Here is a 4,868-nt window from a genome sequence, read left to right on the forward strand (position 1 = left end):
GGTGGACGGCGGGACGGTTCGCGCTGGAGGCGGGGACGCGGTGGATCCAGGAGGGGGTCGTGGACCGGCTGGTCGCCGACCGGCGCGCGGACGCCGCCCGGCGGCAGCGGGTCGTCGCGGAACTGCTCCACGGATTCGCCGTACGCGCCGACCCGTCCGCGTACTACGCCTGGTGGGAGCTGCCGTCGCCCTGGCGCGCGGACACCTTCACGGCGGCAGCGGCGGCGCGCGGGATCGCGGTCACGCCGGGGTCCGCCTTCGCGGTGGGGGCGCAGGGGGCGCCCGACGCCGTCAGGCTCGGGCTCGCGTCGGTTCCGGTGCCGGTGCTGGGGCAGGCGCTGCGGACGCTGCGCGACGTCGCGCGTGGTGGTCCATGAACCAGGTCGCGGCGGCGACGGTGAGGCCGAGGGCCAGGATGAACCAGGTGGCCGTGCGAAGCGTCGAGGTCAGCGCGTCGTAGACCGTGCCCGCCGCCGCCCGGGAGACATGGGTGGGCAGGTCGGAGAGCGTCAGGGCCCGGCCGACGACCGTGGCGAGGGCCAGCAGGGCCGCGCCCAGGGCCATGCCGAGTGCCGTGGCCGTGACGGCCTGGCGGCGGCGTACGGCCAGCAGGATGCCGCCGACGGCCAGCGCGACCGCCGCGAGAGGCAGCCAGAAGCCCGCGATCTCCAGCACGTGGAACCCCTTCCGGAGCGTGCCCAATTCCTGGGCCTCAAGGACCGTGACCTCGGTGTGCTCGACGGGGATGCGGTTCGCCAACGGCACCCGGTCGTAGGACAGCTGGGACTTCAGCTGCTCGGTGACGGGGGCCAGGTCGAGCGTGACGGCGCCCTCCCGCCCGCTGCGCAGGGCCCGCAGGACGGCGTCGTGCGCGGCCCGGTTCGCCGTGTTCCAGGCGGCACGGAAGGCCTCCGTACCGGTGAAGGACCGCACCGCCCTGCGCACGTACGCGCGGACCTCGCCCTCCAGCGGTCCGACCTCGATCTGGTTCATGACCCCGTCGGTGACCGAGTCGGCGATCGCGCTCTGTACGTCGGGCCCGGCGGCGAGGGGCGCCATCGTGTCGACGTACCGTCCGGTGTCGCCGATCTCGTATTTCGCCCATGCCGAGAGCCCGCCCAGCGGCACGAGGACGCAGGCGAGCACGATCAGCAGCGCCGAGAGGACTTTCCGCACCCCTCAAGGAAGAACCCCGGCCGTGACCTCCGCCATCGGAGCACGGCCGGGGTGACTGCATCCGGGCCTGGATTGCGTTCTTCCGGGGGACACCGGGCCCCCTGGGAGCGGGTGAGCCGGCGCAGGCGCGCTACTTGCGGTTGTAGAGCCGCATCGTCACCGGGCCGAAGACCGCGACGAACAGTCCGGCCCAGCCCAGCGACCACGCGATCTCCGCGGTCGGCCAGGAGCCGTCCATCAGACCGCGCACCGCCGAGGACAGATGCGTGATCGGGTTGTTGTTGACGAAGGCCTGCAGCCAGCCCGGCATCGTCTCGGGGCGGACGAAGATGTCGCTCAGGAAGGTCAGCGGGAACAGGATCATCATGCTGACGCCCATCACCGACTTCTCCGTGCGCAGCAGCAGGCCGAACATCGTCCACACCCAGGAGAAGGCGAAGGAGAAGATGATCAGGAGGAGCACTCCGCCGAGCACTCCCTGGACGCCGCCGTCCGGGCGGAAGCCCATGATCAGGCCCACCGACAGCATCACGACCGACGCCATCGCGTAGCGCAGGGCGTCCCCGAGCAGATAGCCGACCAGCGTCGACGGACGCCAGATGGGCAGCGAGCGGAAGCGGTCGAAGACGCCCTTCTCGATGTCGATGTTGACCGCGAGGCCCGTGTACATCGTGATCATGGTGACGGACATGACGAGGATGCCGGGCAGCAGGTACTGGATGTACTCGCGCGGGGAGCCCGCCAGGGCCCCGCCGAACAGATACGTGTACATCAGCACCAGCATGATCGGGAACGCCGTCACGTCGAAGAGCTGCTCGGGCACGTGCTTGATCTTGAGCATCGCCCGCCAGCCGAAGGTGAAGGACGTCTGGATCGCGTTCGGCCGCGGCGGGCGCTCGGTGGAGACGAGCAGCGCGGCCAGGCTCTCGGTGCTGACCGGCGCGAGGTCGGCGGTGTCCGTGCCGTTGGTGGGCTTGGTCGCGGTGCTCATGCCGTGGCCTCTTTCGTCTGCTGCTGCGCCTGCTTCGTCGGCGGCTGGGGTGAGGTCTCTGCGTGGTCGGACTTGCCGGTGAGGGCCAGGAACACCTCGTCGAGACTCGGCTGGCCCAGGGAGAAGTTGTCGACGGTGATGCCTGCGTGGGCCAGCTCGGCGAGGGCTCGGGAGGCCTTCTCGGCGGCCCCGGCCCCGTTCGAGGAGCCGTTGCCGACCCGGGCGGTCAGAGCCACCGGGTCCGGCTCCAGCTGGATGTCCGCGTCGAGGGCCTGCCTCAGCAGCCGCTCGGCGTCCGGCCGCTGGTGCGCGTCCCGCAGCCGTACGTGCACGGCTCCGGCGCCCACCGACGCCTTCAGCTCGCCCTTGGTGCCCTCGGCGATGACCTTGCCCTTGTCGATGACGGCGATCCGGGCCGCCAACTGGTCGGCCTCGTCCAGGTACTGGGTGGTGAGGAGGACCGTGGTCCCCTGGGCGACGACCGCCCGCACGATCTCCCACACCTGGTTGCGGCTGCGCGGGTCCAGGCCCGTCGTCGGCTCGTCCAGGAACAGCAGGTCGGGGGTGTTGAGGATGGACGCGGCGATGTCGATACGGCGCCGCATACCGCCCGAGTAGTTCTTCACCTGGCGGGCCGCCGCCTCCGACAGACCGAAGGCGTCGAGGAGCTGGGCCGCCCGGTCGTACGAGGCCTTCTTGCTGTGGCCCGTCAGCCGGGCCAGCAGCACGAGGTTCTCCGTGCCGGTCAGGTCCTCGTCCACCGAGGCGTACTGCCCGGTGAGGCTCACCCTGGTCCGTACGGCGTCCGCCTCCCGTACGACGTCGTGGCCGAAGACGTGGGCCTCGCCGCCGTCGGGGCGCAGCAGGGTCGCCAGCATGCGCACGGTCGTCGTCTTGCCGGCTCCGTTCGGACCGAGCAGGCCGTACACCGTGCCGGCCTCGATGCGCAGGTCCACGCCGTCGACGGCGCGGTTGTCGCCGAAGGTCTTCACCAGGCCCGCGGTCTCGATGGCCGGCCCGGCCCATTGGTCGGTGCGGTTCTTGCTCGTCATGTCGGTCCGCCCATCCGCGTCGTTCTCTCGTGCCTGCTGTCGGTTTTCGAGGTCTTCGAGATCGTTGAGGTGTTTGAGGTCTTCGAGGTCTCTCGCGGCGCTTCCGTAGCTCTCAGGGTGCGTCCGCGGGGCCCGAAGGGCATCGGTCTGTCGACGCAGTCCTCGATCGGTCTCGAGATGCAGACCCTGGGGCGCACGAAAACTCATCGGCGGGGCGGCAGGAGATTTCCCCGTCGTCCTCCCTGGGCTCCGGTGGAGGGTTCACCCGAACGGGTGTTTCCTGGTTCTGGGGACGGAGGCGGGGAGAAGGAGGCCGATCATGGGCATCACTCCGGCCCTGCGGACCCTTGCGATCGCCCTGGTCAGCGGCGGTGTGCTGACGGTGGCCGCCGCCGGTACGGCTTCTGCCGGTACGGCACCGGTGGTCGGTACGGCTTCCGCCGGGTTAGTGGCGGGCAGTTCCGATCGCGGCGGCTCCGAGGATCCGGTGTGGGGCACCGTCGTCTCCCGTGGCGACCTGAATGTGCGGGCCCATCCCGACACCGGCTCGGCCGTGCTCGGGCGGCTCTCGCCGGGCAGCCAGGACCGGGTCGCCTGCGTGGCGCGGGGCTCGCACGTGTTCGGCAACCCGCACTGGTACTGGCTCGTCGGGGCGCGTGCCTGGGCGAGCGCCGCGTTCGTGGACATCGGCGGGGCGGGGGTGCCGCGGTGCTCCGACCCCTGCGAGGGGGACTGGAAGGACCGGTGGCACGACGGTTCGGGGGGCTGCAACGGCTGCGACGACGGTTCCTGGAGCTCCTCCGGCTCCTGGAGCGCGTCCGGTTCGTGGAGCTGGAGTTTCTCCGGCTCCTGGGACGCCTCGGGCTCGGGCTGGGAGTGGGTGCCCGGCGGGCGGTGAGTCCGAGGAGAACGGGTGGCCCGGGACGGGGAGATGTGGGTGAGGCCCGGGCCACCCGCACACGTACTGCGGCCTGTGCCCGAGGGGCACAGGCCGCAGTACGTGTTTGTTCGTCGTGCGCCGGTTCAGTCTTCGGTCCTCAGTCCTCGGTCGTGTAGTAGCGGTAGAACACCACCGCGAACACGCCCGCGGCGATCACGAGGGAGATGCCCGAGGACTTGAGGATGCTCGCGTCCGTGAGGCTGTAGAGGAAGCCGAACGCGATGCCCGCGAACACCGCCCACGCGAGGGCCCTGGCCTCCCGGGGGAGGCGTGGGGCGACGGTGTGGATGCCCTGGGCGATCGCGGCGAACAGGACCGCGGTGACCACGCCCAGGAGGACGTTCCAGCCGGTGATCGGACCCGAGTGGCGGTCGATGCCGGACGTCCAGAAGCCGTAGACGATGCCGCCGAGCGCCGGGATCGCGAGTTTCGCGGAGGCCGCCGTCGCTTTTGTGGTGGCGGTGGGTGTGCGTGGTGCGGGTGCCGCGTGAGTCATCGGGCACTCCTCTCTTTCGCCCCTGCCTTCCAGAGCACACCTGGGGGCACACGCTGGCAAGTCGTGTGGGCCTTGTCTGCGTCCTGGCTGCCGCCGGCTTGCTTTTGGGTGCGGGGTGCCTGTGCCTGGCCGCGCAGTTCCCCGCGCCCCTGGGTGGGCGGGGGCAGCGTGGGATGTGGGGTGCGGGTGAGATTCGGCTGAGTGCGCAGTTCC

The 4,868-nt window shown here is 71.0% G+C and carries 6 protein-coding genes; 2 read left to right on the top strand and 4 right to left on the bottom strand.

Going from position 1 to position 4,868, the window contains the following annotated elements:
- Positions 1-377: aminotransferase class I/II-fold pyridoxal phosphate-dependent enzyme (locus tag AOK17_RS41980; RefSeq protein ID WP_157881510.1), on the top strand; the 377-nt coding region annotated here is incomplete at its 5' end.
- Here the strand turns inward: AOK17_RS41980 and AOK17_RS41985 are convergent.
- From AOK17_RS41985 to AOK17_RS41995, 3 genes are all read right to left on the bottom strand, one after another.
- Positions 292-1,176, bottom strand: a complete 885-nt coding sequence (locus AOK17_RS41985) for a hypothetical protein (RefSeq protein ID WP_063997367.1) — start codon at positions 1,174-1,176, stop codon at positions 292-294. The genes AOK17_RS41980 and AOK17_RS41985 overlap by 86 nt on opposite strands.
- 130 nt (positions 1,177-1,306) lie before the next feature.
- Positions 1,307-2,167, bottom strand: coding sequence for an ABC transporter permease (locus AOK17_RS41990; protein ID WP_055617912.1), 861 nt, complete (start codon positions 2,165-2,167; stop codon positions 1,307-1,309).
- Positions 2,164-3,219, bottom strand: a complete 1,056-nt coding sequence (locus AOK17_RS41995; RefSeq protein WP_055617913.1) for an ATP-binding cassette domain-containing protein — start codon at positions 3,217-3,219, stop codon at positions 2,164-2,166. Before AOK17_RS41995 ends, AOK17_RS41990 begins: the two co-directional genes overlap by 4 nt.
- A gap of 319 nt (positions 3,220-3,538) precedes the next feature.
- On the opposite strand from AOK17_RS41995, the gene AOK17_RS42000 reads away from it, so the two are divergent.
- The gene (locus AOK17_RS42000; protein WP_055617914.1) at positions 3,539-4,117 is read left to right on the top strand and encodes a hypothetical protein; all 579 of its coding nucleotides are present in this window, start codon (positions 3,539-3,541) and stop codon (positions 4,115-4,117) included.
- A gap of 139 nt (positions 4,118-4,256) precedes the next feature.
- Here the strand turns inward: AOK17_RS42000 and AOK17_RS42005 are convergent, their stop codons facing one another.
- Positions 4,257-4,655, bottom strand: a complete 399-nt coding sequence (locus AOK17_RS42005) for a hypothetical protein (protein ID WP_055617915.1) — start codon at positions 4,653-4,655, stop codon at positions 4,257-4,259.
- Between the last annotated feature and the right edge of the window lie 213 nt (positions 4,656-4,868).

The sequence above is a fragment of the Streptomyces phaeochromogenes genome, assembly GCF_001418655.1.
Lineage (GTDB): Bacteria > Actinomycetota > Actinomycetes > Streptomycetales > Streptomycetaceae > Streptomyces > Streptomyces phaeochromogenes.

What these genes read in the sequence shown, in the direction of transcription:
- AOK17_RS41990 (WP_055617912.1), bottom strand. Translation starts at nt 2,167, where the DNA reads ATGAGCACCGCGACCAAGCCCACCAACGGCACGGACACCGCCGACCTC.
- AOK17_RS41995 (WP_055617913.1), bottom strand. Translation starts at nt 3,219, where the DNA reads ATGACGAGCAAGAACCGCACCGACCAATGGGCCGGGCCGGCCATCGAG.
- AOK17_RS42000 (WP_055617914.1), top strand. Translation starts at nt 3,539, where the DNA reads ATGGGCATCACTCCGGCCCTGCGGACCCTTGCGATCGCCCTGGTCAGC.
- AOK17_RS42005 (WP_055617915.1), bottom strand. Translation starts at nt 4,655, where the DNA reads ATGACTCACGCGGCACCCGCACCACGCACACCCACCGCCACCACAAAA.